The organism is Streptomyces sp. NBC_01012, assembly GCF_045162755.1.
In the GTDB taxonomy this organism is placed as follows: Bacteria; Actinomycetota; Actinomycetes; order Streptomycetales; family Streptomycetaceae; genus Streptomyces.
In genome coordinates, this window is record NZ_CP108688.1 from 4,442,987 (window position 1) to 4,467,315 (window position 24,329).

Genomic DNA, 24,329 nt, shown 5'->3' on the forward strand with positions numbered 1-24,329 from the left:
GCCGCAGGAGCCCCTTCGGTTGGGCACATGCCACACCGTAGACCTCGTCGTGCCTATCGATAAGCCCACCGCCAGGAACCCCCCTCCCTGTCCCCTGAAAGCCGGGGTATCGGCAGGCAGCCTCCCAGTCCCGTGCAAGGCGGGAGGCGAATTGTGGCCGAGTGCGCTGTATTTGATCAAAAAGCGCCTTGGCCCGACTCAGCCCCTCCTGTAAGCACTGACTCAAAGGATCAGCTCCACCCGCTATGGGCTGATCCGGAGGGGGTTCTGATGGTGATCAAGGTGCTGCCCGTTTCGGAGTCGCAGACCGACTTGCTTGACGCAGCCGTTTCGCTGGGGGACAGGTACACGAAGACGCTCGGTCTGCTGACGCCTCCGGCTTACCGCAAGGCGGCGGAGGACGGCGGTCTGCTGGTGGCACTCGACGGGGACGAACTGCTTGGCTACGCACTGTTCGGGCTGCCCAAGCGGAGCCCCCACGTGAGGCTGGCGCATCTGTGTGTGGCGGAGGAACACCGTGGCAAAGGGGTTGCTCGTCTACTGATCCAGACGATCCGAGAGCGCCACTCGCAACGGCTCGGCATCAAGGCGAAGTGCCGACGCGACTACGACCTCAGCGGAATGTGGTCGAGTCTGGGCTTCGTGCCCCGAGGGGAGGCGCTCGGGCGCGGGCGTGACAAGGAGACTCTGGACGGCTGGTGGCTGGACCTCGGGCATGCTGACCTCTTTGCCGAAGTGGAGAGCGACGCGCTGCTGGTCGTGACGGTGGATCACGGAGTGTTCGCGGACATCGGGGGCGGGAAGCCAGGTGGCGAGGCGGAGGAGTCTCGGGCTCTAGAAGCAGGCTGGCTGGCAGACCTCATCGAGCTCGCTTTCACGCCTCAGCTGCTGAGGGATGTGCGGGACGTCGCAGCCCATGCAGAACGGCAGCACCAGCGAGCTGCTCTGCCGAGCATGCGCCAGATCACTCCGGATCCTGATGCTGTGGCCTCACGCCACGGCGAGCTGATGACTGCCATTTCCGAGAGGCTGCCGAATCTGCAGCTGGACGCGACCCTGCGGAGTCGGCTGCACTACGTCGCCGAGACTTCCTGCGCCGGTCTTCAGGTTCTAGCCACCAGGGATCCACTGCTGTTCCGGCTGGCAGACGTCGCCTGGGAGGTGGCTGGAGTAAAGGTGGTGTCCCCGGCGGTCGTGACCCTGCATGTCGACGAATTGCGGCAGGCCCAGGTCTACCGGCCGGCGGATCTGTTGGGCACTGAGTTCTCGGCAGGGGAAGTTGCTCAGGGAGCCGAAGGTGAACTGGTCGCGTTCTTCGATCAGGCGGACGGCGACAGTGGCTCCGCCTTCGAGAAGCGGCTCAGGGCGCTGGGGACGGATTCGGTGCTTTGGCGTCGAGAACTGCTGCGGGATGGGGAGGGGCACCCAGTCGCCTTGTACGTATGGGCTCTTGATGGCAGAACGTTGACCGTTCCCGTACTACGGACCGCCTCACACGTCTTGGAGGAGACGCTGGCCCGGCAGTTGCTGTTCATGCTCAAGCGCCTCGGCCGAGAAGGAGGCGCCCAGGTGGTGCGCATCACTGATCAGCGCCCCTCGCCCGTGGCCCGGGCAGCCGCCGGGGACGACGGCTTCTTCGAGCAAGCCGACGGGCTGACTGCGCTGCTGGTCGACGTGTGCGGTGCGGCCACTGAAGTCTCTTCCGCTGCCAGGGAAATCGCAGGGCGCCTGGCCGTTGACGTCACCGCGCTCCACGCCGGCCTTCCGCCCGAGGTGGCAAGTGTGGTCGAGCGCGCCTGGTGGCCGGCGAAAGTCACTGACTCCTTGATGCCTTCCTTCCTCGTGCCCATCGAACCGCGCTGGTCGGCAGAACTGTTCAACGTGCCGGAGATGTTGTTGCCGCGGAGCGACGTCCTGGGCATCAGTAGGGAGCACGTCTACTACCGCTCGTCCGGGCACCGAAGCGAGAGCGTCCCCGCGCGGTTGCTCTGGTATGTCAGCAGGGGAACGTCGGGCGCTCAGGGCAAGATGGTGATCGGCAGCTCGCGGTTGGACGAGGTGCTGATCGACGAGCCGGATGCCCTGTTCTCGCAATTCGAACACCTGGGCGTATATGGTCGGAGTGAAGTGCGATCGGCGGCTGATTCCTCGGGTCGGTCCATGGCATTGAGGTTCTCGGACACCGAGATCTTCCCGAGGCCGGTGACGCTGGGGCGTTTGAACGTACTCGCCCAGAGCCTGGGGCTACCGTTGTCGCTGATGTCGCTGTCGAAGATCAGCAGTGCGCTGTTCCAGGCGGTCTACGAAGAGGGGCACCGAAAGACGTGAGCGATCCGGAACGCGCGATGCTGCTGTCCGTCCACCCTCGATTCGCCACCGCGATCCTGGCCGGGAGTAAGACAGTGGAGGTCCGGAGGCAGCGCGTTGCCGCTCCTCCCGGAACCGCCGTACTTCTGTACGCCACAGCGCCCACGATGGCCATCGTGGGCGCGGCTCGCATCGCAGCGGTCCAGGTGGCCTCGCCCAGGGAGGTGTGGTCGGTCAGTCGCACTCGGGCGGGCATCAGCAGGCGAGAATACGACGAGTACATGAGCGGTGCTGTTCAGGCCAGCGGTCTCACTCTGGAGGACCCGGTCACCTTCAGCGACCCCGTTCCGCTGAGTGCTCTGAGGGCCGCTGGTTCATTCCACCCGCCGCAGAGCTATCGATACTTGAAGAGCGATGATCTGCGGCAGATGGCCAAGGCTGCGCCCACGGCGAACGCCACCTTGCGCGATGTGCTCAGCGAACTTGTACCCGCCTAGTTTCCGTGGGCCGGATCAAGATCAACGGTGCTGGCCTTGACCACAGTGTTCAGCGCGATCAGCGCCGCAAGTGCGGAAAGCGCGGCGAGCAGAGCGAAGAAGACTGAATAGCCACCGAGTGGTGAGGCCAGCGCCGCGCCGGCGAACGGGGCGAGCGCTGCGGCCGTGGTCGCAGGTGCTGCGAGGAGTCCGGACAGGCGGCCGTAGTGGGTGGTGCCCCAGCGGTCGGTGATGGCGGTCGCTTGTAGCAAGGTGAGGTTGCCGCGAACCATCCCGGCCGCGACCGACAAGGCGACCAACAGGGCGTAGGGGCCGGGTGCGAAGGCGAGGGCGGCTGTGGTGACGCCGCCGAGCGCAATCAGCGTGGTGGTGCGCGCGATGATCCTGGTGTGGCGGGCGAGTGTCGCGTACAAGGTGCGGCCAAGGGTTTGGCCCGCGCCGCCCAGGCCGAGCGCCCAGGCGGCCTGGCTGGTGGAGTACCCCCGCTCCAGTAGAAGCGGGACCAGGGCGACGACGACCGCGTAGACAGTGAATGCGGAGAGGGTCAGTGCGGTGGCCAGCATCCAGAATGGCCGGCTGCGCGACACTGCGGTCGCGGATTCGCCGGCGTGAGCTGTTGCGGGCGGTGCCTCGGGCCAGGGTGCTCTCAGTGCCAGGGCGTGGGCGGGCACGGTCACCGTAGCGAGGATAAGGGCGAGGACGGCATACGTAGCCCGCCATGTCAGGTGGTCGGCGAGCATGGCCGTCAGGGGTGCGAAGACGGTCGAAGCCAGCCCACCGGCGAGGGTGACGACGGTAAGGGCGCGGACGTGGTCGGGTGCCCACCAGCGGGTCAGTGCGGCGAAGGCAGGCTGGTAGAAGGTGGCCGCCATGGCCAGTCCTGCCAGCAGCCAGCCCGTGAAGAACACCGGCAGGTTGGGGGCAGCGGCAATGATGAGGAGGCTGGCCACGCCGAGGACGGAACCAGCGGTCATGACGGTGCGCGGACCGCGGTGGTCAATCATCCGGCCGACTCGGATCCCGGCGAAGGCGGAGATGAGCAGGGCTGCGGAGAATGCGGCTGTCGTGGCGCCGGTGGGCCAGCCGGTGTCTGCGGTGATGGCTGGGTTCAGGACGGGGAAGGCGTAGTAGATGACGCCCCAGCTGGTGATCTGTGTGGCGCATAGAGCAGGAAGTACGGCGCGGGGCCGCGACCGGTCCCCTGTTCCGGTCGCGGCCCCGTGGGCGTCGAGCTTGGTCACGGGCAGCAGCCACCAGCCTCGACGGGCGCTGGCGGGCCTGCTTCGGTGACGGGGCCCTCGCAGCAGGTGCTGTTCTTCTGCTTGGCCATTGCGTCGGCGTCTGCCTTGACGACGTAGACCTCCCACGGTTCCTGGCCGGGGCCGTGGACCCAGACCTTGTCCTGGAGGGCGTAGCAGCAGGTGGTGTCGTTCTCGATGTCGGTCGCCAGCCCTTGGTCCTGGAGACGGGCTGTGGCGGAGTGGACTTCTTCGGTGGCGGCGACTTCGACGCCGAGGTGGTCCAGCCGCGTGTCCGTGTCCGCTGTGCCCTGTATGAGGACCAGCTTGAGCGGTGGGTCGGCGATGGCGAAGTTGGCGTACCCGTCGCGCAGTTTGGCCGGCTCGGTGTCGAAGAGCTTGCTGTAGAAGGCGATTGATGATTGGAGGTCGGGGACGCGCAAGGCGAGTTGTATGCGTGACATGACGTTCCTCCAGACTCGGAGTGGTAGCGCCCAGGCCGGGAGTGGCCTGGGTGCGGTGTTTCAGGACCCGCAGCACCCACCGGACGCTGTGTCCTCGTCGGCTGCGACCGGCATGGAGGTGCCGGTGCCGATCTGTACGAGGGCGGGTGCCGGAGCGCAGCAGCCGCCTTCGTCGGCCTGGCCGGCGGCGGGGTCGTCGAAGAGTCCGGCGCCGCCGCAGACTCCGGTTTCGGGGAGGGTGAGTTCGACGCGGTCGGCGGACTCGGTGTCGCCGGCGATGGCGGCGGTGACGGAGCGGACCTGTTCGTAGCCGGTTATGGCGAGGAAGGTGGGGGCGCGGCCGTAGGACTTGATGCCGACGAGGTAGACGCCCTTTTCGGGGTGGGACAGTTCGCGGTGGCCGTGCGGGTAGACGGTGCCGCAGGAGTGCTGGTTCGGGTCGATGAGCGGGGCGAGCTCGACCGGCGCCTGCAGGCGCTCGTCCAGGGAGAGGCGGAGTTCGGACAGGAAGGACAGGTCGGGGCGCAGGCCCGTCAGGACGATGACCTCGTCCACCGGGTCGAGGCGTCGGCCGTCCTCACCCACGAGGGTCAGACGATCGTCGGCAGTGGGCTCGATGACCTCAGTGCGGAAGCCGGTGACGGCGTCGGCGTACCCGTCGTCGACGGCGGCCTTGGCGGCCAGGCCCAGGGCGCCTCGGGCGGGAAGCTGGTCGGCGCTGCCACCGCCGAAGGTTGACCCGCTGATACCGCGGCGCAGGATCCACACGGAGTGCGTACCTGGTTCGTTCTTTGCGAGGTCGGCGAGGGTGGCCAGCGCGGTGAACGCAGAGGCCCCGGAACCGATGACGGCGGTGCGCTTTCCCGCGTACCGGGCCCGGACTGCGGGGTCCTTGAGGTCGGGGATGCGGTAGGAGATCTGGGCGGAGGCGGCGCGTTCGCCCAGGGCGAGCAGCCCGTCGGCGCCGATCGGGCTGGGGGTGGACCACGTACCGGACGCGTCGATCACGGCCCGGCCGAGGATCCGGTCCTCGGTGCCGTCGGCGAGCGTGAGGCGGACGGTGAAGGGCTGCTGCTCTCGGTCGGCGTCGACGATCCGGTCCCGGCCGAGGCGCGAGACGCCGGTGACGGTGGCGCCGTAGCGGACCTTGTCTTCGAGGACGTCGGCGAGCGGCTGGAGGTACTGCTCGGCCCAGTCTCCGCCCGTGGGGTAGATCTCTGCGGCGGGCTTGGTCCAGCCGGTCGGCGCCAGGAGCTTCTCGGCGGCGGGATCGGTCAGTTCGTTCCAGGTGGAGAAGAGCCGTACGTGCGACCAGTCGCGCACCGAGGTGGCCGCGGAGGACCCGGCTTCCAGGACCAGCGGTTCGATGCCTCGCTCGACGAGGTGGGCGGCGGCTGCGAGCCCGGCAGGGCCGGCGCCGATGACGACTACCGGAAGGTTTGCAGTGGTGGTCATGGCGGTGATGTCCTCCGGGATGGGCGACCGCACCCGGCCGCTGTTTTGATTGCTGTCTATATTCGAAGCTTGCCACTCGCATTGATGAGTGTCAACATAGACGCATGTCGAAATCAGAGGTAGTGGAGCTGCCGGTTCTGGACCCCGCAACGGCGGTGCCGTGCTGCCCGCCGATCACTGCGGGAGAGCTGTCGCAGGATGACGCGGAGCGGATGGCCCTGATGTTCAAGGCGCTGTCCGACCCGATCCGGCTTCGGCTGTTCTCCAGAGTCGCCTCACATCCCGGCGGCGAGGCGTGTGTGTGCGACATCCAGGACGTCGGCGTTTCCCAGCCGACGGTCTCCCATCACCTGAAGAAGCTGCGCGAGGCTGGCCTGCTTACCTCGGAGCGACGCGGAACCTGGGTCTACTACCAGGTAGCCCCGTCCGTCGTGGCGGCCATGGCCGCCATGCTTGACCTGCGCAGCTGACCTCCCGACCGCCCCTGCGGGTCAAGTGGCGCAGTCGGGCGGGCAGCAGTTCGCCAGATACGCCTGGAGCGCGGAGAGGCGCTGGGTCATCGTGGCACCGTCGGCCCGGTAGTAGACCTGCTTGCCGTCCTTGCGGGAGATCACCAAGCCACCGCGGCGCAGCAGGCTCAAGTGCTCCGAGGTGGTCGACGGCTTCAGGGCACAGCGGTCGGCGATCTCGCCGACCGTCAGCTCGATCCCGCCGGCGAACTGCTGCAGCACTTTCTGGCGGGTTTCGCTGGCCAGTGCCTTGAGGAAGTCGGCCGTCGCCGGATCCACGCGGGTCGTACCAGCGCCGTCTTCTGTCACAGCTTCCTGCCCAACATTTCGTCACATCCCGAAATAACGACTAAAGTGAAGGGTCCACTTTCTCATGGAGCATGCCGATCTCATCGTCATCGGCGCCGGACAGTCCGGCTTGGCCACCGCTGCCCTTGCCCCGCGTCATGGCTTCACCCGCGTGCTGGTCCTGGAAGCCGCGGAGAAGCCGGGCGGGTCTTGGCCGCGCTACTACGACAGCCTCACGCTGTTCTCCCCGGCCCGGTACTCCTCCCTTCCCGGCATGCCGTTCCCCGGCGACCAGGACCGCTACCCGCGCCGGGACGAAGTCGTGGACTACCTGCGCGACTACGCCAAACGCCTGCCCGCCGACATCCGCACCTCGACCTCCGTCACCTCTGTAGCGCAGCAAGACGGTGCCTGGTCCGTGCTTGCCAGCGACGGGCGGAAGTTCACGGCTGGGGCGGTCGTCGCCGCGACCGGCGACTACGGCACGCCCTTCACTCCGGACCTCCCTGGCCGCCAGGACTTCGGCGGCCAGGCACTGCACGCCGCTGACTACCGCAGTCCCGACGTGTTCGCGGGGAAGCGGGTCGTCGTGGTCGGCGGAGGCAACTCCGCGATTCAGATTGCTGCGGACCTCGGCGTGGTCGCTGACACCACCCTGGCCAGCCGGCGCCCGATCGCTTGGGCACCTCAGCGCCCGCTCGGTCGGGATCTGCACTGGTGGCTCAAGCGCACCCGGCTCGACGTCGCATCGATCCGTCCCCTGCTCGCGAAGGTACCGGTCTCCGTGATCGACGACGGCAGCTACCGCACCGCGCTGGAGAGGTACGGCGTCGACCGCCGTGACATGTTCAGCCGGCTCACCACCGATGGCGTCGTCTGGGTCGATGGGGCCAAGGAGGCAGTTGACGTGCTCGTGTTCGCCACCGGCTACCGCCTCTCGTTCCCCTACCTGACCAGCTCGGGAACCCTCGACGAGACGGGGGCACCCCGGCATCGCGACGGAGTGTCCACCGCGGCGCCAGGACTGGGCTTCGTAGGCATGGAATTTCAGCGCAGCTTCTCCTCGAAAACTCTGCGCGGAGTGGGCCGTGACGCCGACTACCTCCTTCAGAGGCTGGCACCCGCCCGCCGTTGATCTTCAGGCGGTGCCGCTCTGGGGCCACAGTGCCTCGAACTCGCTCACCTCTTCAGGGCTGAGGTGGCTGGGGCCCAGGATCTTCACCAGCGTTGTGTCCCAAGGCCGCGTGCCGCTGTAGTTGGGGGTCAGCAGTACGCCCACGCTGCACAGCGACTCCGGACGCCCTGTGCGTTCGCCGACCTGATGGTGACGCAGCATGACGTAGCTGCCGAACGACGCTTCCACGTACTTGTCGAACCGCGTCCCGCACACAAAGAGCATCTGCCGGTCACCATCCGCCTCTTCGTGGAGCTGACGCCGGGATCGCCATTTCACGTGGCCCTCGGGGGCCTGCTCTACGTCGTCGAGCATGTCCAGGAGCAGCTGACCCCATTCCTCGCGCATGCCGACGGGGAGCCGGTCGAGGTCGGCGAGCACCATGAGCCGGTCGCTCTCCGCGACGCCGTCGCGCAGCATGCTGGTCGCCACGTCTTCGAGCACGACCCGGATGACCAGGTGAGCGTTGGTCTCCCCGCCGCCGGCCGGCACCTGGGGCAGCAAGGGCGTGGAGAAGCGGCGGCCTCCGGGTCCGACGAGTTCCGTGTCGATATCCACGGGCGGTGCGGCGGCGTCCGCCGCCGCTAGTTGGTAGTAGCGCACCGGCTCGTCGCCGAGGGCGATGGGCGGCTCTCCGGCCACCCGGAACAAGTAATCCAGGACTGCGGTGGTGGAGCGCAACTGGTCGAAGAGAAAGTCCCAGTCCCGGCGGGTTAGCGTCAGCGCGGGCATGCCAATGGGCTCGAACCTGGGCACCGTCTCGTCGGGGACATGCTCGTGATCGAGCAGGGACACAGCCATCCACTCGTAGGCGTGGCCTGCCACCGACAGCGTCGTGCCTCGCCCGTTGACCATGTCGGCCGCCTGGAGGCGCAGCATGCGCACAGTCCCTTTGGCCTGGCTCATGGCCTTCTTGGTCACCTTCTGGATCCAGGCCCGCTCTTCCTCGTCGCCCTTCGGCTTCACGGTGCGGCTCTTGATCTGGATGACCGCACCACGCTTGCCGCTGAGCAGCAACCGATCGCCGAGTTCCCGCTGCCCCGAGCCCTTGCGGGTAAGCGAGGACTGAAACACGAAGTCGGGCAGACCCCAGGTGGCAGCCGCTGTATGCGCTGCCTTCTCGGCGCCGATGCCCGGTTCCACATCGGTGGGCAGGGGCATGGCCCGTGGTATTCGGCGCACGTGTGTGCCGGCGGGAGTCTCGATGATGAGGCTCACGGATTCATTGCCGGGGTCGGTAAAGCGCCACAGGGCGTCAGACACAGTCACAGCGCTCATTAGAAGCCTTTTGGCAGCTCAAGTACCCATATTTTCAAAGGTCGGCATCACCCGGTCGAGGTTCCGCAGCAAGCTACTGGGCGCAAAGTGGCGTCGAGGTCGGCTGGTTACCCCGTCGCAGACACGTGACGTCCCTGTCAGGCCGCCATCGTCCGGCAAAGGCCGGTGTGATGTCAGTGGCTGCAGGGATGATGCTCTGGTGAGCATCGATATCGAGTGGGCTCGTGCTGAACTGGCCAGTTTTCTGAAGCTGACCGAGCTGTATTCGCCACCCGACCCGCCTGGCGTGGTCTTCTTCACCAGCAGAATGTCCAACCGGGGTGGAGACCGCGAGATAGTGGCAAGCGCCCAGGTCGTGGAGCAGATCCTGGACCGGGTTCTGCCGCGGTGGCGTACGGAGGTTCCCGACGACCGCAACAAGTCCGTCAATCGCTGGTGCCAGCACCGTGAAGCCGTCCAGCGGGCCGATGCTGTCCTGCTGCGGGACGTGGAGGTGCGTGAGCGACTTGGGGACGATGCGCCTCAGCTTAGCGCCGGGGCGATGCACCGGTGGGTGTGGGACGGGGCCAGGTCCCTGTGGCGCAGCGGGCACTTTCGTGAGGCGGTCACCGCTGCGGCCCGGAAGGTCAACGCCGAGACGCAGAACAAGGTTGCTCGCCGCGACGTGAGCGAGACGGCGCTGTTCCAGAGCGTGTTCTCGAAGGACGCGGCGAAGCCCGGTCAGCCTCGCCTTCGCCTGATGGCAGACGACAACAGCGACACGTTCCGCAGTGTGCACCGCGGCGCGATGTCCTTCGCCGAAGGCTGCTTCGCAGGCATCCGGAATCCCAACAGCCATGAGGACGGGCTGCCGGAGTTGCCCGAGCACGAGGCCCTGGAACAGCTCGCGGCGTTCAGCGTTCTGGCGCGATGGGTGGACAGGGCGGCCGTCGATTTCCCCTGAACACACTGCTGGGGAGACGTCAGTCCAGCAGGGCGGCGATCTCGCGGGCGGCCTCGCGGGCCGGGCGGCCGACGCCGATCAGCGTGGCCGAGGCGGGCCCGGTCCAGTCGCCGTAGCCCAGGAGATGCAGGCGCGGTTCGCCGATGGCCCGGGTTCCGTGGGTGTCGATGTGGCCGCGGCGGCCTCGCAGGCCCAGTGGGGCCAGGTGAGACAGGGCTGGTCGGAAGCCCGTGCACCAGATGATGGCGTCGGCCTCGGCACGCGTGCCGTCGGCCCACTCGATGCCGTTGGCGGTGAGCCGGGTGAACATCGGTGACGCCTTGAGCAGTCCGGCATCTCGGGCCTCGCGGACTGGAGAGACGGCGACGATGTCGCCCAGCGAGGCAACCCCACCGGTGTCGGTGCGACCCTCGTCCAGGGCGCGACGCCTGGCGGTCGCAGCGTCGAAGAGGGCCCGGCCGTCGATGTCGTCGGCGAGGAAGTGGGGCGGGCGCTGGGTGACCCAGGACAGGTCAACGCCTTCGTGTGTAGCGAGGTCCGCAGCGATCTGGGCCCCCGAGTTCCCGCCGCCGACCACGACGACTCGCTGCCCGGCGAAGTCGGACGGTCTCCTGTAGCCGGTGGTGTGCAGCTGGCGGCCGACGAAATCGTTGCGGCCGGGAGTGGCGGGCAGGAAGGGGCGCCACCAAGTGCCGGTCGCCGAGACGACCGCGCGGGCCGACCAGGTGTCCGTGCCTGTCTCCACTCGTAGTCGATCACCGTCCCGGCGCACCTGCTGGACACTGACCGGACGGTGAACTGGGAGGTCGTAGCGCTGCTCGTAATCGCTCAGGTAGTCCACGACATGCTTGGCGTCCGGGTACTCCTGGCCGGATTGACCAGGCATGAGTCGGCCAGGCAGCGAGGAGAACGCGGCCGGCGAGAACAAGTGCAGCGAATCCCACGTGTGCTGCCACGCTCCGCCGGGCGTGCCCTGGGCGTCCAGGATCACGAAGTCCAGCTGCTTGCGGCGCAGGTAGTACCCGGCGGCGAGGCCGGCTTGCCCGCCGCCGATCACCACTACGTCTGTCTGCCTGGTCACGGCGTCAGGACCGCCGCGCCCGGCGCCTCGGCTGCGGCACACAGTAGGCACAACACCCGGCGAGCTCCGGTTTCACCTGGAACTCCTAGCGGGCTGCCGAGCCGCACAGTCCGGGGTGCGATGCGGGCGTGAACCGCGCATGCCCCCGCTCCGCATGCCTGGCAGATGCCGATGGTGGGGCTGTTCGTCCCCATGGTGCGGCAGTCGAGACAGTGCATCAGGATTCTCCTCCTGATGTGGTGAGGGCTGCAGGGGCGAACTTCTTGCGCCAGGCCAGCGCCACGTACACGAGCCCGATCAGGACGGGCACCTCGATCAGCGGACCGACCACACCGGACAGCGCCTGGCCGGAAGTGACGCCGAAGGTCGCGATGGCGACGGCGATGGCCAGCTCGAAGTTGTTGCCTGCCGCGGTGAACGCGAGGGTGCTCGTACGGTCGTAGGCGAGGCCAAGGCCCTTGCCGAGGAGGAAGGAGCCGAAGAACATGATCGCGAAGTACACCAGCAGGGGGAGGGCGATGCGTACGACGTCCAGGGGCTGCGAGGTGATCGTCTTTCCCTGAAGTGCGAACAGGATGATGATCGTGAACAGCAGCCCGTACAGCGCCCAGGGGCCGATCTTCGGCAGGAACTTCGTCTCGTAGGACTGGCGGCCCATCTTCTTCTCGCCGATGCGGCGGGTGAGGAAGCCGGCCAGGAGCGGGATGCCGAGGAAGACGATGACGTTCAGCGCGATGTGCCACACGGGGACGTCGAGACCCTGTCCGTCGCCCAGGCCCAGCCACTGCGGCAGCAGGTCCAGGTAGAACCAGCCCAGCACGCCGAACATGATGACCTGGAACACGGAGTTCAATGCGACGAGGACAGCGGCGGCTTCGCGGTCACCGCAGGCCAGGTCGTTCCAGATGATGACCATCGCGATGCAGCGGGCGAGACCGACGATGATCAGACCGGTGCGGTACTCGGGCAGGTCGGGCAGGAAAATCCACGCCAAGGCGAACATGACCGCGGGGCCGACGACCCAGTTGATCACCAGCGAGGACACCATCAGCTTGCGGTCGCCGGTGACTGTGTCCAGCCGGTCGTAGCGGACCTTGGCCAGCACGGGGTACATCATCACCAGCAGACCGAGCGCGATCGGCAGGGAAATCCCGCCGACCTCGATCTTCGCGAGCGCGTCGTTCATCCCTGGGATGAGCCGGCCCAGCCCCAGGCCGACGGCCATGGCCAGCAGGATCCACACCGCCAGGTAGCGGTCGAGAGTGGAGAGCTTCTTGACGATCGAGTCGTCCCCCGCCGGGCCGGCACCCTGGGTGGAGACTGTGGTGGGCTCAGTGGAGGTCACGGGCAGGCCCTCTTGTTCTCGGCGGCTGTGCGGGCGGACTCGGCGAGCGCCGCGAATTGCTCGGAGAGCCCGGCGAGGACCTCGGGGCGCAGCTTGTAGTAGGTGAAGCGGCCACACGGCTCGGTCTCCACCACGCCGGCTTCGCGCAGGACCTTCATGTGGTTGGACAGGTTGGTCTGCTTCGCGCCGGTCTCCTCGACCAGGTGCGTCGTACAGAGCGTCTCGCGCGCCAGCAGGGTCACGATCTGGAGGCGGAGCGGATCGCCCAGCACCCGGATCAGATCAGGATCGACTGAAGTCAGCATGCACTGATACTCTCACATCATCACTCGCTGATACCAGCGGGGGCTGAAGTCATTGGCGGCTGGTCCCGCCGTGCGACGAGAGAGAACGATCACCATGGCCGAGTCTTCCGGCAAGCCGTCCGTCCTGTTCGTCTGTGTCCACAACGCCGGCCGCTCCCAGATGGCCGCTGCCTGGCTGACTCACCTTGCCGGGGACCGCGTCGAGGTCCGCTCCGCCGGCTCGAATCCGGGCGCCTCCGTCAACCCTGCTGCCGTCGAGGCGATGGCCGAGGTCGGCATCGACATCTCCGCCGAGACCCCCAAGGTCCTCACCATCGACGCGGTCCGCGAGTCTGATGTCTGCATCACGATGGGCTGCGGTGACACCTGCCCTGTCTTCCCCGGCAAGCGCTACCTCGACTGGAAGCTCGAGGACCCCGCAGGCCAGGGCGTGGAAGCCGTCCGCCCCATCCGCGACGAGATCAAGACCCTCGTGGAGGGCCTGATCGCCGAGATCGCTCCGGAGACCACGGCGTGAGCGTGATACGTGACGTCGTCATCATCGGCTCCGGCCCTGCCGGCTACACCGCTGCCCTCTACACCGCCCGTGCTCAGCTCAGGCCCGTCCTCTTCGGGAGCAGCATCTTCGTCGGTGGTTCCCTGACCACTACCACGGAGGTCGAGAACTTCCCTGGCTTTCCTGAGGGCGTCGACGGCCCCGATCTCATGGCAAAGATGCGGGCCCAGGCCGAGAAGTTCGGCGCCGAAATGATCGACGACGACATCACCAACGTCGACCTCACCGGCCCGGTCAAACTCCTCACCGACTCGAACGGCACCGTCCACCAGGCCCGGACGGTGATCGTCGCGACCGGCTCCGGCTACCGCAAGCTCGGCGTCCCAGGCGAAGAAGAGCTCTCCGGCCGAGGAGTGTCCTGGTGCGCGACCTGCGACGGATTCTTTTTCCGTGACCGCGACATCGTCGTGGTCGGCGGCGGCGACACCGCTATGGAGGAAGCCACCTTCCTGACTCGTTTCGCCAAGTCCGTGACCGTCGTCCACCGCCGTTCCGCCCTTCGCGCTTCGAAGGTCATGCAGAACCGCGCCTTCGCCGACGACAAGATCTCCTTCGCCTTCGACACCGAGGTCGCCGAACTCCGGCAGGAGGGGACCATGCTCGGCGGCATCGTTCTCCGGGACGTCTTCAGCGGCGCCACGCGAGAAGTAGCGGCCACCGGACTCTTCATTGCGATCGGACACGACCCGCGCACCGAGCTCTTCCGCGGTCAGCTCGACTTGGACGAGGAGGGCTACCTCAAGGTCTCCTCACCCACGACCCGGACGAACCTCCCTGGCGTCTTTGGTGCAGGCGATGTCGTCGACCACACCTATCGGCAGGCCATCACCGCTGCCGGCAGTGGGGCCTCGGCCGCCCTGGATGCCGAGCGCTATCTGGCAGGGCTCCCCTCCGGCGACCTGGCTGACGCATCCATAGCCTCTGTCGCGGTCGCCTGATCCTGAACCGCAGGAGGTCTGCGGGATCAAGGCCCCTGTCGCCCCGCCCTCGAAGGGGAGGCGAGGCGGGTTCCGAGCCGCCTGCTGGCCCTCGCCAGTCAGTCAGTCAGTCAGTCAGTCAGTGATGTGACCTGCTCGTTCACGAAGTTGCTGAGCCTCGGGAACCGCGCTGTACCGGCGCAGGCGTACGCGCATGTCCCGCAGTGCGGCCTGGACCTTGACCGAACGGATGCCGTCGGCGCAGTCGAGGAAGTCGCGCCAGGTGGCCATGGCACCGTCGATGTCTCCTTGGCGTAGGCGGACGCCGCCGAGGTCGGCGAGGACGATGGCGCGGGTGCGGCGGCGGTCGAGGCCGTGGATGTCGAGGGCGAGGTGGAGGTGTTCTTCGGCGGCGTCGAGGTCGCCGAGGCGGGAGAGGATCATGCCGGATTCGTGGGCCCAGCGGCCGGGGGAGTAGTGGGCGGCCCAGGAGTCGCTGCCTGCGACAGCGGGTCTGCCGATGGCGGTCTCGGACATGGCAAGGTGCTTGGTCGCCATGTGGCGGTCGTCGTCTTGGGCGGCTGCGTTGGCGAGGGTGGCTTCGTAGTAGGCGACGGCTCGCGGGTTGTCCAGGTGACGGCCGTACTCCACGCAGGCTTCGCCGAGCTGGACGGCTTCGGCTCGGTAGCCCAGGTCGACGCACTGGACGGCGAGCCCTCGCAGGGCTGTGGCAGACAGTTCGGCGTCGCCGGCCTCGGCGGCCAGGCGGAAGGAGTGGGCGTAGTAGCCCTGGGCGAGCCCGTGCAGTTCGGGGGTGTCGCCTTCGTCCTGGGCCATCCATCCGGCGAGGTGGACGAGCTGGGAGGTTGCGGCGAACAGCTGGCGCCCGGTGGCCTCGGTGAAGCGGCCTTCCAGCCCCGCGTCGTCGACGTCCTTCGCCTTCACCTCGAAGGTGACCGACGCATACGCCGTGGAGCCGTCCTTACTCACCGCGGCCGTTCCATACGGTCGGCCGCCCGGACCACCTGGTCGAGCCCCCCGACCTTGCCCACGACCTCGGTGACGGCCGCCCGGTTCGCCTGGTCGGTGACCTTCTCCCCGTCAGGCGCGACGAACACAAGCTTCGCGCTCGCCCCCTCTGAGGCGGCGCTCCCCGTGCTGTTGGCGGGGAAGCGCTCCTCGATGAGGTCGAACGCCCGCTGCGACTCCGTCCCCGGCATCGAGTAGGAACCATCCGGTGCGGCCGGGGCCAGCGCCGACGCCACCCCGGCAGCAACGAGTGCCACCACCCACACCGCCAGGACGCGCCAGCGTCGACGGAAGGCCAACCGGCACAAACGATCAAGAAAAGCAGCGACAGGAGGGTCTCCACATCCGAACTCGGGGAACCCTTTCCACCCTGTCCGACCTGGTGTTCGCCGGCGTCGTGCAGCTGCCGACAGTTCTCTAATACGTACGCAGTAGTGGCCGCCCCGATGGCGGCCGCTGCTCCGGCAACGGGTGGGGGCACCACGTGCTTCAGGTTTCTAACGGTGGCGGCCTGGACTCTTGGCCGGCCGGTGCAGTGCGGCAGACGGCGTCGGGCGACGCGGAGCCGAAGAGGTGCGTATGGTCTGGGTGCTACGGAGAACCCTGCCCCGGGTGGCCCGTCAATGCTGGTTCAGCGCGCGCCTGGCCGAGTTGATGACGTTGTGGGCGTCGGCCCCGTACACCGCCGATTCGCGGAGGGTCTTCCAGACTTTCATGTACAAGGTGACGCTGTCGGCGTCGTCCAGCCACATCTCGGCGTGCCAGTCCTCGGCGACGACGAGGCGGTCGTCGAGGACCCAGAAGCCGTTGGCCGGCACGATCTTCACGGACGCGGTGAACGGGATGATGCCCAGCTCGACCGTGTCCATCCCGATCACGCCCGTGAGGCGGTCGAGCTGCGCGGCCAGGACGGAGGGAGGGCAGATCAGCGAGCGCAACGCGGCTTCCCACGTCAGCACGTGCAGCTTGTGGCCGGGACGGTACAGCCACTCCTGCCGCTGTACCCGGGAGCGCACCGCATCCTCGATGCCGCCGGCTCCGCCCAGCAGCTCCGCGTAGCGCTGGATGACGTGGCGGGCGTACTCGGGGGTCTGTAGAAGTCCGGCGATCACCGACTCTTCCCAGAGCCACATTTCCGTGGTGCGCTCGATCTCCGCGCTCAGCCCCTCGTGCAAGGGCTTGAAGCCGTTCGCCAGTGCTCTGCGCCAGGATCTGATGTGGGACTCGAACCCGGCGAGCCGGGAGGCAAGCTCGGCGTACGCGCCTGGCTGCTCGGTAGCGTCGGCCCACGCCCGAAGATCCTCGGGGGTAGCCGTCTGCCTGCCGTTCTCCAGCTTGCTGACCTTGGACCCTTGCCAGCCCAACCGCTGGGCGAGCTGCTGACCGGTGAGCCGGCCCCCCGGGCACGAGAAGCGGAGTTCACGCAGCCGCGCCCCCAGAGCTGCCCGTGCCTGCTGGTAGTCGGTGCTCACCGGTCACGCACGCTATCCGGTCGCGGCCACCTGCGCCGCGAACCGGTCGTACGGAACGGCATGGTGCATGGCCGCGTCGCGGATGGTGGCGTAGCGCACGACCTGGGCCGGTTCGGTGATCAACTCGATGTCGAGCATGGTGTCTTCGTCGTCGAAGCGCAGCAGCGCCACGATCCGTGAATCGAAGATCCAGAAGTCCTCGGCGGGCAGGGTCGCCTGGTCGGCGTCCTCGCGCCACAGGTAGCGGATGTCCTCGCCGACCGCCGTGTTGTGCCGGGCGTAGTCGAGCAGGAATCGCTGCTCGGTAGTGGGCGGGTTGTCGGCGATGCGGACACGGCCGACCGTCTTGCCGGCGTCCGTCTGGGTCCTGATGTTGAGGAACCAGGGCTCCTCGGGGTCGCAGGGCGACGAGCCGGTGGCGAGGAACGCCTGGAAGTCGGGGTCCTGCCGGTCGGAGGCGTAGCCGCGCCGCGTCTCCAGCCGCCATGCGGTGTGCTCGAAGGTCGTGAACAGGCGCCGGAAGGTGTCCCGGTCGACCATCTCCGGTACCCGGTCCATTTCCTTCGGTCCCCAGTTCACGAGCAGTTCGCGAGGCACGGCAACCGCTGCGTCGTCCGGCCCGTAGTGCTGGAGCTGTGCGAGGTCTTCGGGGTCGGTCACGGGGGTTCCTTGAACGATGATCTCGCCGGTGCCCTCGTCCGTGTGCAGGGCGGGGCAGCCGTCGACCTTGCTGTCTGTGCCGCTGAAGCGCAACTGGCGAGCCATGGACGCTCTCCCTTCCAGGGGTGGTGATCAACAGCATGGCCGGAGCACCAGCTCGGCACTACGGGATCAGGCAGGGCCCAGGAGAAAACACCAGCAATCTTCATGACCTGTCGAGCAAATCCGAGAAAACAGCGTACCGCCGGACAACTTCCCACTTCTAGCGTCTGGTTCATGGCAACCAAGGAACAGCAGGACATCGATCCCTTCACTGCGGTGGAGTCCTTGAGAGAGGCACTGGCCGAGGCCGGGATTGTTCTTCCTTCGCTGAGCGTCGACGCCGCGTCACCGGAGTTGCGGCTCGTTGAACTGGGGCGCGTGCGCTCCGATGTGGCCGCCCGTCTGGCCGAGGCACTTCAGCGAGGAGGTCGCGAGTGACGGCGGCACAGCAGCCGGAGGGCGCACTGGTCGTCGACACCCAGCGCGACAGGCTGGGGTACGTCATGGGACACGAAGGGCCGTACGTTCAGCTTCGGCCGGTGACCGGTGGGTGCGAGTGGGACGCCGACCCCGATCGTGTCCGCCGGGCCACCGACGACGAACGCCAAAAGGCCATACGGGAGCGGACGCGCGCCCTGAACTCGGCCAGCAGCGGCGGCATCCTCTGATGAGCCCGGACACCTCAGGCATGTCGCCGGAATGTGCCCTTGCCCATCGTCCGGGCTACAAGGACCTGCACCGCGAGTGCCGCCAAACCGAGGACGTGTCGCTGCCCCACGGAGGTGGAATCCTGCTCGTGCGCCGCTGCACCTGCGCCCACCACGACTGCAGGGTGGAAGCACTTGACCTGCTCACTCCTGAGTCGACTGGCCAGGCGTGATCACCTGCGCCGGGGCCCAGCCGTGGTGGCGGGCGTGGTCGGTGCCGCGGGCTGCGGGGGAGCTGCGGGGCGTAGAGAAGCTGTTGGGCGCAGGAGGGTGCTGTGTGCTTGCGCTGCGAGGGCACGGCGGCTCGGTGCGGGTCGCTGCGAGAGCCGTTGCATGCGCCAGGCCAGGGTGCGTGCTGGGGAGCGGGCGTCGTTGAGGGTGCGTTCGTCTGCTGCTTGCTGCAACAGGCGTCCGGGATCGTGTCCTGCGGTTTCCGCGGCGGCCATTGCGGTGGTGAGTGCGTCGGTGGCGGGGTCGGTGAGGATCTGGTCGGCGTGCGTGGGGGTGGTCTGGCGGATGAGCTGGGCGTACCGGACTGCGACCTTCTGAGGCGGTCGGTGCTGGCCGGCGGTGAGTAGGTGCCCGGATGAGGTTCGGCCGTAGGCGGTCTGGAGGTGGAGCAGAGTCTGGTGGGCGGCTGCGGCCTGTTGGTTGTGCTGTCGTTGGTCGTGCCAGCGGGCGGCGGCGATGACGGCCAAGAGCGCGGCATCGAGGAACATCGCCAGGAGAGCTCCGTCCTTGGGTGAGGGCTCGCGGAGCATAGATTTCACTGCCCCGCGCAGGGCACGGGCGTGGTGGTGTTCGGCGTGGATACGTGAACGGGTTGCCCGTTCGAAGGCAGAGGCTGCTGCTCGGAGTTCGGTACGGATGTCCGGTGGTGCGGTGAGGGCCACGGCGTCGAGTGCTTCGCCGAGGGCGGCCAGGTGGGCCTGGGCGGCTTCGGCGTCCGGCCGGCCGAGGTGGTGGGGGATGCGCTCTGTGGCTGCGGTGGCTTGGTGCCACGGGTGCGGCCGTAGATGCCCGTTGGGATTGTCGGCAGGGATGTCTGCTGCGGCGAGACGGCTCTGGATCTTGGGGAGGGAGAGGTCCGGTGACAGCGTGGAGCCGGAGAACCACACCGGCTCTCCTTCGGCGTTCGTGTCGTGCTCCAGGGCGACTTTGTAGCCGCGTGGTTCTCCGGAGGGAAAGTGCAGGACCTCGACGAGGACGCCGCTGGTACGGGTGAGTAGAGCGAGGAATTCCTCGGTGTTGGTGGCGGCAGCCGCTGCTGTGCGGACAAGGGTGCGCAGGCGTACGCGGGCGGGCTTGTCGTGGCCGGCCCGGTGGGCCTTCTCCTGCTCGGCGCGGGTGGGCCGTTTCGCGGCGGTGCGGTCTCCGCATACGACTTGGAAGAGGCCGTATTCCTTCTCGACGGCTGCGAGTTCGCGGTCGGCGGTGAGGTAGTCGTTCCAGTGGCGTGCGGTGCGCAGGTCGCCTCGGATCTTGGTGGCGGCGATGTGGATGTGGTCGTCGGCATGCCGGACGGCGACCCATCGGCAGCCGTCGGGATCGTCTGTCGGTGCGATGCCGGTCGCTGTGACGACACGACGGGCGATCTCCGCCCATTCGGCGTCGTCGAGGATGCGGTCGCCGGGTGCGGCGCGGACGGAGCAGTGCCACACGTGCTGCTTCGGGGCCCGGCCGAGACGCCTGGCCTGCTGCACGCGTAGGTCGAGGTCGGCCACGAGCAGCTTCTTCGTGGCGGCGATGTCGTCGGAGCGGCCGGGGTCGGGTGCGAAGCCGTCCCAGGAGGCGACGAGGTGCGGGTCGGTGTGCTCGTTGGCCCGGCCGGGGCCGTAGAGGTAGCGGATGAGGCCGGCTGTGCTCCTGCCGCTGCTGATCTTCGCGATCACCGTGGCCCCTTTGTGGCGGCGGCCTGAGTGGCCGCTGCGGCGATGTGGCGGACGGCTGTGACGGCCGTGCTGAGGACGAGTTCCGCATGGTCGAGGAGTGCGGTGTCCCCAGGGTGTGGACGGTCGCCGGAGTTGAGCTTCTTGGCGATCTGGTTGATGTTGTGGCCGATCTTGGCGACTTCACCGCGGAGGGCTGTGAGTTCGTCGATGTAGTCGTCGAGCTGAGTGCGCTGACCAGGCAGCGTGAGGTCTCCCTGGATGTGGGCCATGACGACGGCGCCGACGTAGTGGGCGGCGGCGATGTTCAGCGAGCGGGCCACGGTGAGGATCGCTGTTTTCTCGTCGGTGCTGTAGCGGACGTCCACGCGTTCCTTGCGCTGGGTCTCTTTGCGCTGACGGCGGCGGGCGACTCGGTGCAGTGCGGCAGCTTCGGCGGCACGCTGCGGCAGCACGGTGCGGGTGGCGGTGTCGACGGGCTTGTTCCGGTCGGGCGCCCCCTGGCGCCCGAGCTCCTCCGCCACCCCCGGGGCGGAGGCATCTGCGTTGGACCGGCCCGTGGACGGTCCAACGCCATACCTTGCTCCGCCTGATGCCGGGGTGGAGGTGGTCTGCTGCTGCGCCGACGAGGGCTCGCGGACGGGCCTGTGCATGAGGGCTCCTGCAAGCGGTGGTGGAGGGAGAGGGCCCGTTCCTCCGGTGCTGGTTCATGGGAGGAGCGGGCTGGGGTGACGTGGGGTGCGAGGTTCAGTCGGTGCTTGTGGTGACGGCGTCGAGTTCGGCCTGCAGCAGGTCCTTGACCTGGTCCAGGCGGGCGCGTGACATGCCGAATCCGTTGTCCCGGATCGCTTTCTCGACGTTGCGGCGGGAGACGCTGTTGCCTCGTCCGAGGGGAGCCGTGCGGCCGATGGCCACGGCCTGCTCCAGGGAAACGCTCGACTGCTTGCCTCCCGGCTTACCGGGCTGCTGCGGCACATCGGTGTCCGTGTCCGTGTCCGTGTCGTGTGGTGGCGCGAGCTCACCGATGGTGTGGTCGGCGCCGGGTTCGTGGCGGTCGTCGCTGTTGTGGCGGTCAGGGGTAGTGGGGCGCCGGGCGACGAGGAGGTAGAAGTGGACGGCCCCGGCCAAGGCGAGTGGCGCGATGGCGGAGATGGCCCCGACGGTGAGGTCGTCGAGAGAGAGTCCGTTGTGGCGGGTCTGCTGGTTGAGGCGGATGGCGTGCAGGACGTTGGCCCAGATGCTTGTGGCGGTGGCGGTGCCGACTAGCGCCGAGACGTAGAGGCGGGCGGACAGGGGCGCGGTCCGCAGGACGAGCAGGGCGCCGATCCCGATGGCGATGAACCCGTCGATGACGAGCGGGAAGGCGTAGGTGAGCGCCGGGTGAATGTGGCTGGCGGCGGCCATCTGCCGCAGGGCGTCATAGGAAAGCGCGAAGGCTGCCACGGCCAGCAGCGCCACGCCTGTGCGGATCGCTGCGGTCAAGGGCACCGGGGCAGGGGAAGGTACCGCGGTGGAAGTGGGAGAAGGCAAGGGGGAGCGCTCCAGGAGTACGGAGATGAGACTGGTGTGGCCCGGTCGCGGGTGAGAGAGACCCGTCGCAACTCGTCGCGTGCCTGGTCAGGGCAGGTACGGGTGCGGAGGTGACATCGAGTCGACTCGTCACCGGGTCCCGACCCGTCACCGCGCTGACCTGCGCGGAGACGAGTCGCGACGGGTCGTGCCGGGTCAGGCCCCGGTCGTCGTTTCGGGTGCGGGCTCCGGGCAGTAGCGTGCCCAGGAGTCGGTGAAATGCAGGAGGGCGTAGCCCCGGGCCTGGACGTTGCCATGGAAGCGGCGGGGTGCGGAGCTGATGCCGTACTCCTTGAGCAGGATCTGCAGGCCCCGAGGAGTCAGGCCGTTGGTGGTGTACTCCGGCCAGGGGGTCTCGGCGTCCTGGTTGAGGATGTCGAGGAGCCGGCTGGTGCGGAGAGCCGGCGGATTGCCTTCGGTGGCGAAGGCGCGGCGGATGTCGGCCAAGAGGCGGATGCCGAGACTACTGCTGTCCTGGTCCTGCTCGGCCTCGTGCTTGGCCATGACCCGGCAGGCTGTGCGGGCAAGGTCGGGCCACGTCCCGCCGGCGAGGTCGGCAACGGTCACCAGCGGCTGCCAGGTGTCGGCCGCGCGGTCTTCGACCGGCATGGCCGGTGTCAGCTCCATCGCCTCGGCGTGCAGCGGGGCCAGCCAGGCGACGAGCCGGTCGCGCAGCGCGTGGAGGGGCGGGGTGTCACGGAAGGTACGGAACTCCGCCACCTTCTCGCCCGGCCTGCGGCGCCGCATCCGGATGACAATCGACCGGTCCATGATCGTGTCCGGCAGGTCGCCGATGCCGGCGAGGGCTGCCATGGCGAACGTGGGGAACTTCGAGACCTCGTGGTTGGGTCCGGAAACCCGCAGGGTGGGGCGGTTGCGCTGGTGCCCCGCGTTGAGCAGGCCGCGCATCTCCTCGTTCTTCTCCGCGACCTTCGCGGAGCCGAAGAGAGTGTCGGCCTCGTCGACCAGCAGGGTGGGCGGTGTGGCGGTGATCGACCGGAATACCGCGGCGGCTGACGCGTTGACCGTGATCAGCGGATCGTGGACGCTCTCGGTGATCACGTCCAGCAGCCGCGACTTGCCGCACCGCTTCGCCGGCCCGACCACAGCCAGGCGCGGGGCGTGCTGCCATGCCGTCTGCAGATGAGTCGCCGCCACCCACAACGTCACGGCCGTGAACGCTTCCTCGCTCGGCAGTACGACGTAACGGCGGATCTGCTCCAGCAGCTCCGTCAGCACCTGATCCCCCTCGGATACCGGGGCAGTCTCGGAGACGGCTGCGGGCGGCTCTCCCGGTGAAGCAGGGTGGCCCGTCGACTGGCCGGGTATGGCCACCGGCGGCCACGAAGGCTTGTCAGGGGTGGAATAGGGCTCGGTTGCCGCGTGTTCCACGGGGCAGCTCCTCGTCTGGCGGTGGTGGGCTTGCCTGCCCTTGCCGCCGGGTTGGTTCTTCCAGGGCCGTTCGGGGCTGCTCGGGCCTCCGGCGTTGCCTCGCCGGAGGCCCACTTCGTACCCCGAGGGAACACGGACCGTACGTCCACTCCTGCCGACAGTCCAGCGATTCTGTGTCAGCTCAACGCAGAATGCTTTGCTACGCTGCCGTCCCTTCATGCCGCCAGCCCGAGCAGATCCAGCAGATCTGCGGTCACGACGCGGTAGGCGTTGCCGAGCCGCAGGACCTTGCACGGGTACGCGCCCCGCTTCGCCAGCTCATACCCCTTGCTTCGGCCGAGGCCCAGGGCTCGATTGCTTGTTTCCAGGTCAACGGCTACCGGCAAGGCCAACAGGTCTTCCCGGCTCATGCCCTTGGGCTGTCCCCCTGTGGTGTTATCGCGCATGCGGCATCCCTTTCGGTACAGCCCTCGGCGGACGTGGTCATCCCGTCCGGCTCCAGGCGTCTACCAATCAGCATCCTCAAGCTAATGTGTCTACATGACACAACGTCGTTCGGATGATGAAGAGGATGACTTCCCGGAGTGGGTGGACCGGGTCCAGGCAAACGTGGCCGGTGAGGTCCGCCGGAGAAGGAAGGAGATGGGGTGGAGCGCGCAGGATCTGGCCGATCGGTGCGAGGGGCTCGGGCATCCCATTCCCCGCAACGTGATTGCCAACATGGAGTCGGGCCGTCGGGCTGGCCTCCCGCTGGTCGACGTCATCGTCCTCGCCGCCGCGTTGGAGACGTATCCGGCCTGTCTGATCTTCCCGGTCGGTTACGTCGACCGGACGCAGGAACTTCCATTCCAGGGTCTGGTGCCGACCTGGGACGCCCTGCGGCGCTTCACAGGCGAAGAGGAAGTGTTCGGTTATGACTCGGGCCTCGTGCCCGATTTCGAAGCCCACACCAGTCTCGTGCGCACCGCACTAGCCGCGCTCGACGAGGAAGAGCAGGCACGGTTTGCGGCCAAGACGGCAACGAGCCGCGCCCAGCAGGAAGAGGCCGAACGCAAGCAGAGCGCGTACGCCGACCAGGCCATCTCCGCCAAGTACAAGCTCCGCTACCTCCGTCGCGAGCTCAGCGAAGACGGAGCCACCCCACCCGACCTCCCACCCGCACTTCACGACGTAGACCCGCCCGAATGGGCCCCTGAGACCACCTAGGAGGAA

Annotated in this window: 27 protein-coding genes; 10 read left to right on the forward strand and 17 right to left on the reverse strand. The window is 67.9% G+C overall.

Features of this window, described 5'->3' with window-relative positions:
* Positions 1-270 precede the first annotated feature (270 nt).
* Positions 271-2,328, forward strand: a complete 2,058-nt coding sequence (locus tag OG623_RS20060) for a GNAT family N-acetyltransferase (RefSeq protein WP_406148161.1) — start codon at positions 271-273, stop codon at positions 2,326-2,328.
* Positions 2,325-2,804, forward strand: coding sequence for an ASCH domain-containing protein (locus OG623_RS20065; RefSeq protein WP_326839456.1), 480 nt, complete (start codon positions 2,325-2,327; stop codon positions 2,802-2,804). Before OG623_RS20060 ends, OG623_RS20065 begins: the two co-directional genes overlap by 4 nt.
* On the opposite strand, the gene OG623_RS20070 is transcribed toward OG623_RS20065, so the two are convergent.
* Genes OG623_RS20070 through OG623_RS20080 form a run of 3 tightly spaced genes read right to left on the reverse strand, consistent with a single transcriptional unit; the run spans position 2,801 to position 5,961 of the window.
* A complete protein-coding gene (locus OG623_RS20070) occupies positions 2,801-4,045 on the reverse strand; it encodes an MFS transporter (protein ID WP_406148163.1) in 1,245 nt (414 codons plus the stop codon). The two genes, OG623_RS20065 and OG623_RS20070, sit on opposite strands and share 4 nt — an antisense overlap.
* Positions 4,042-4,506, reverse strand: coding sequence for an ArsI/CadI family heavy metal resistance metalloenzyme (locus tag OG623_RS20075; protein WP_355972199.1), 465 nt, complete (start codon positions 4,504-4,506; stop codon positions 4,042-4,044). Before OG623_RS20075 ends, OG623_RS20070 begins: the two co-directional genes overlap by 4 nt.
* 60 nt (positions 4,507-4,566) lie before the next feature.
* Positions 4,567-5,961: an FAD-dependent oxidoreductase gene (locus tag OG623_RS20080; RefSeq protein WP_406148164.1), complete on the reverse strand. Its 1,395-nt coding sequence runs from the start codon at positions 5,959-5,961 to the stop codon at positions 4,567-4,569.
* A 104-nt stretch (positions 5,962-6,065) separates the two neighbouring features.
* Between OG623_RS20080 and OG623_RS20085 the strand changes: the two genes are divergently transcribed.
* Entirely contained in the window at positions 6,066-6,431 is a 366-nt protein-coding gene (locus OG623_RS20085) for a helix-turn-helix transcriptional regulator (protein ID WP_129264048.1), read from the forward strand.
* 21 nt (positions 6,432-6,452) lie between these two features.
* Here OG623_RS20085 and OG623_RS20090 read toward each other — a convergent pair whose 3' ends face one another.
* Positions 6,453-6,779 carry an ArsR/SmtB family transcription factor gene (locus OG623_RS20090; RefSeq protein ID WP_406148167.1) on the reverse strand — a complete coding sequence of 109 codons (327 nt, stop codon included), beginning with the start codon at positions 6,777-6,779 and terminating at the stop codon, positions 6,453-6,455.
* 64 nt (positions 6,780-6,843) lie between these two features.
* On the opposite strand from OG623_RS20090, the gene OG623_RS20095 reads away from it, so the two are divergent.
* The gene (locus tag OG623_RS20095) at positions 6,844-7,893 is read left to right on the forward strand and encodes an NAD(P)/FAD-dependent oxidoreductase (protein WP_219568946.1); all 1,050 of its coding nucleotides are present in this window, start codon (positions 6,844-6,846) and stop codon (positions 7,891-7,893) included.
* A gap of 3 nt (positions 7,894-7,896) precedes the next feature.
* Here OG623_RS20095 and OG623_RS20100 read toward each other — a convergent pair whose 3' ends face one another.
* Positions 7,897-9,195, reverse strand: a complete 1,299-nt coding sequence (locus OG623_RS20100) for a hypothetical protein (protein ID WP_406148169.1) — start codon at positions 9,193-9,195, stop codon at positions 7,897-7,899.
* Positions 9,196-9,409: 214 nt separating this feature from the next.
* Here OG623_RS20100 and OG623_RS20105 point away from each other — a divergent pair, with 214 nt between their 5' ends.
* Complete coding sequence (locus tag OG623_RS20105) at positions 9,410-10,153, forward strand: TIGR02391 family protein (protein WP_355972207.1); 744 nt, start codon at positions 9,410-9,412, stop codon at positions 10,151-10,153.
* A 19-nt stretch (positions 10,154-10,172) separates the two neighbouring features.
* Here OG623_RS20105 and OG623_RS20110 read toward each other — a convergent pair whose 3' ends face one another.
* The 3 genes from OG623_RS20110 to OG623_RS20120 form a co-directional block, all read right to left on the reverse strand.
* Positions 10,173-11,234, reverse strand: a complete 1,062-nt coding sequence (locus OG623_RS20110; protein WP_355972209.1) for an ArsO family NAD(P)H-dependent flavin-containing monooxygenase — start codon at positions 11,232-11,234, stop codon at positions 10,173-10,175.
* Positions 11,235-11,451: 217 nt separating this feature from the next.
* Complete coding sequence (arsB, locus tag OG623_RS20115) at positions 11,452-12,579, reverse strand: ACR3 family arsenite efflux transporter (RefSeq protein WP_219568942.1); 1,128 nt, start codon at positions 12,577-12,579, stop codon at positions 11,452-11,454.
* Complete coding sequence (locus OG623_RS20120) at positions 12,576-12,884, reverse strand: helix-turn-helix transcriptional regulator (protein ID WP_103492416.1); 309 nt, start codon at positions 12,882-12,884, stop codon at positions 12,576-12,578. Before OG623_RS20120 ends, arsB begins: the two co-directional genes overlap by 4 nt.
* A 94-nt stretch (positions 12,885-12,978) precedes the next feature.
* Between OG623_RS20120 and OG623_RS20125 the strand changes: the two genes are divergently transcribed.
* A complete protein-coding gene (locus OG623_RS20125) occupies positions 12,979-13,401 on the forward strand; it encodes an arsenate reductase ArsC (protein WP_319225026.1) in 423 nt (140 codons plus the stop codon).
* A complete protein-coding gene (gene trxB / locus OG623_RS20130) occupies positions 13,398-14,378 on the forward strand; it encodes a thioredoxin-disulfide reductase (protein WP_406148170.1) in 981 nt (326 codons plus the stop codon). The genes OG623_RS20125 and trxB overlap by 4 nt, the downstream gene beginning before the upstream one ends.
* Before the next feature lie 114 nt (positions 14,379-14,492).
* On the opposite strand, the gene OG623_RS20135 is transcribed toward trxB, so the two are convergent.
* From OG623_RS20135 to OG623_RS20150, 4 genes are all read right to left on the reverse strand, one after another.
* On the reverse strand, positions 14,493-15,347 hold the full coding sequence (locus OG623_RS20135; RefSeq protein ID WP_406148172.1) for a tetratricopeptide repeat protein: 855 nt from the start codon (positions 15,345-15,347) through the stop codon (positions 14,493-14,495).
* A complete protein-coding gene (locus OG623_RS20140; RefSeq protein WP_406148173.1) occupies positions 15,344-15,643 on the reverse strand; it encodes a hypothetical protein in 300 nt (99 codons plus the stop codon). The genes OG623_RS20135 and OG623_RS20140 overlap by 4 nt, the downstream gene beginning before the upstream one ends.
* A gap of 363 nt (positions 15,644-16,006) precedes the next feature.
* Positions 16,007-16,858, reverse strand: coding sequence for a helix-turn-helix transcriptional regulator (locus OG623_RS20145; RefSeq protein WP_103492420.1), 852 nt, complete (start codon positions 16,856-16,858; stop codon positions 16,007-16,009).
* Positions 16,859-16,870: 12 nt separating this feature from the next.
* Complete coding sequence (locus OG623_RS20150; protein WP_103492421.1) at positions 16,871-17,623, reverse strand: DUF6879 family protein; 753 nt, start codon at positions 17,621-17,623, stop codon at positions 16,871-16,873.
* A gap of 171 nt (positions 17,624-17,794) precedes the next feature.
* Between OG623_RS20150 and OG623_RS20155 the strand changes: the two genes are divergently transcribed.
* On the forward strand, positions 17,795-17,998 hold the full coding sequence (locus OG623_RS20155) for a hypothetical protein (protein WP_103492422.1): 204 nt from the start codon (positions 17,795-17,797) through the stop codon (positions 17,996-17,998).
* The gene (locus tag OG623_RS20160; RefSeq protein ID WP_103492423.1) at positions 17,995-18,228 is read left to right on the forward strand and encodes a hypothetical protein; all 234 of its coding nucleotides are present in this window, start codon (positions 17,995-17,997) and stop codon (positions 18,226-18,228) included. The genes OG623_RS20155 and OG623_RS20160 overlap by 4 nt, the downstream gene beginning before the upstream one ends.
* A gap of 212 nt (positions 18,229-18,440) precedes the next feature.
* On the opposite strand, the gene OG623_RS20165 is transcribed toward OG623_RS20160, so the two are convergent.
* The 5 genes from OG623_RS20165 to OG623_RS20185 all read right to left on the reverse strand — a co-directional run bounded on the left by OG623_RS20165 (position 18,441) and on the right by OG623_RS20185 (position 23,563).
* Positions 18,441-20,159 carry a relaxase/mobilization nuclease domain-containing protein gene (locus OG623_RS20165; RefSeq protein ID WP_406148175.1) on the reverse strand — a complete coding sequence of 573 codons (1,719 nt, stop codon included), beginning with the start codon at positions 20,157-20,159 and terminating at the stop codon, positions 18,441-18,443.
* A complete protein-coding gene (gene mobC / locus OG623_RS20170) occupies positions 20,156-20,809 on the reverse strand; it encodes a plasmid mobilization relaxosome protein MobC (protein WP_406148176.1) in 654 nt (217 codons plus the stop codon). The genes OG623_RS20165 and mobC overlap by 4 nt, the downstream gene beginning before the upstream one ends.
* A 94-nt stretch (positions 20,810-20,903) precedes the next feature.
* Positions 20,904-21,686 (reverse strand): DUF2637 domain-containing protein, encoded by a 783-nt coding sequence (locus tag OG623_RS20175; protein WP_406148178.1) that lies wholly within the window; start codon positions 21,684-21,686, stop codon positions 20,904-20,906.
* Positions 21,687-21,881: 195 nt separating this feature from the next.
* The gene (locus tag OG623_RS20180; RefSeq protein WP_181012368.1) at positions 21,882-23,117 is read right to left on the reverse strand and encodes a DUF3631 domain-containing protein; all 1,236 of its coding nucleotides are present in this window, start codon (positions 23,115-23,117) and stop codon (positions 21,882-21,884) included.
* A 215-nt stretch (positions 23,118-23,332) separates the two neighbouring features.
* Positions 23,333-23,563, reverse strand: coding sequence for a hypothetical protein (locus OG623_RS20185; RefSeq protein ID WP_103492428.1), 231 nt, complete (start codon positions 23,561-23,563; stop codon positions 23,333-23,335).
* Between the two features lie 94 nt (positions 23,564-23,657).
* Here OG623_RS20185 and OG623_RS20190 point away from each other — a divergent pair, with 94 nt between their 5' ends.
* On the forward strand, positions 23,658-24,323 hold the full coding sequence (locus OG623_RS20190; RefSeq protein WP_103492429.1) for a helix-turn-helix domain-containing protein: 666 nt from the start codon (positions 23,658-23,660) through the stop codon (positions 24,321-24,323).
* The last annotated feature ends 6 nt before the right edge of the window (positions 24,324-24,329 follow it).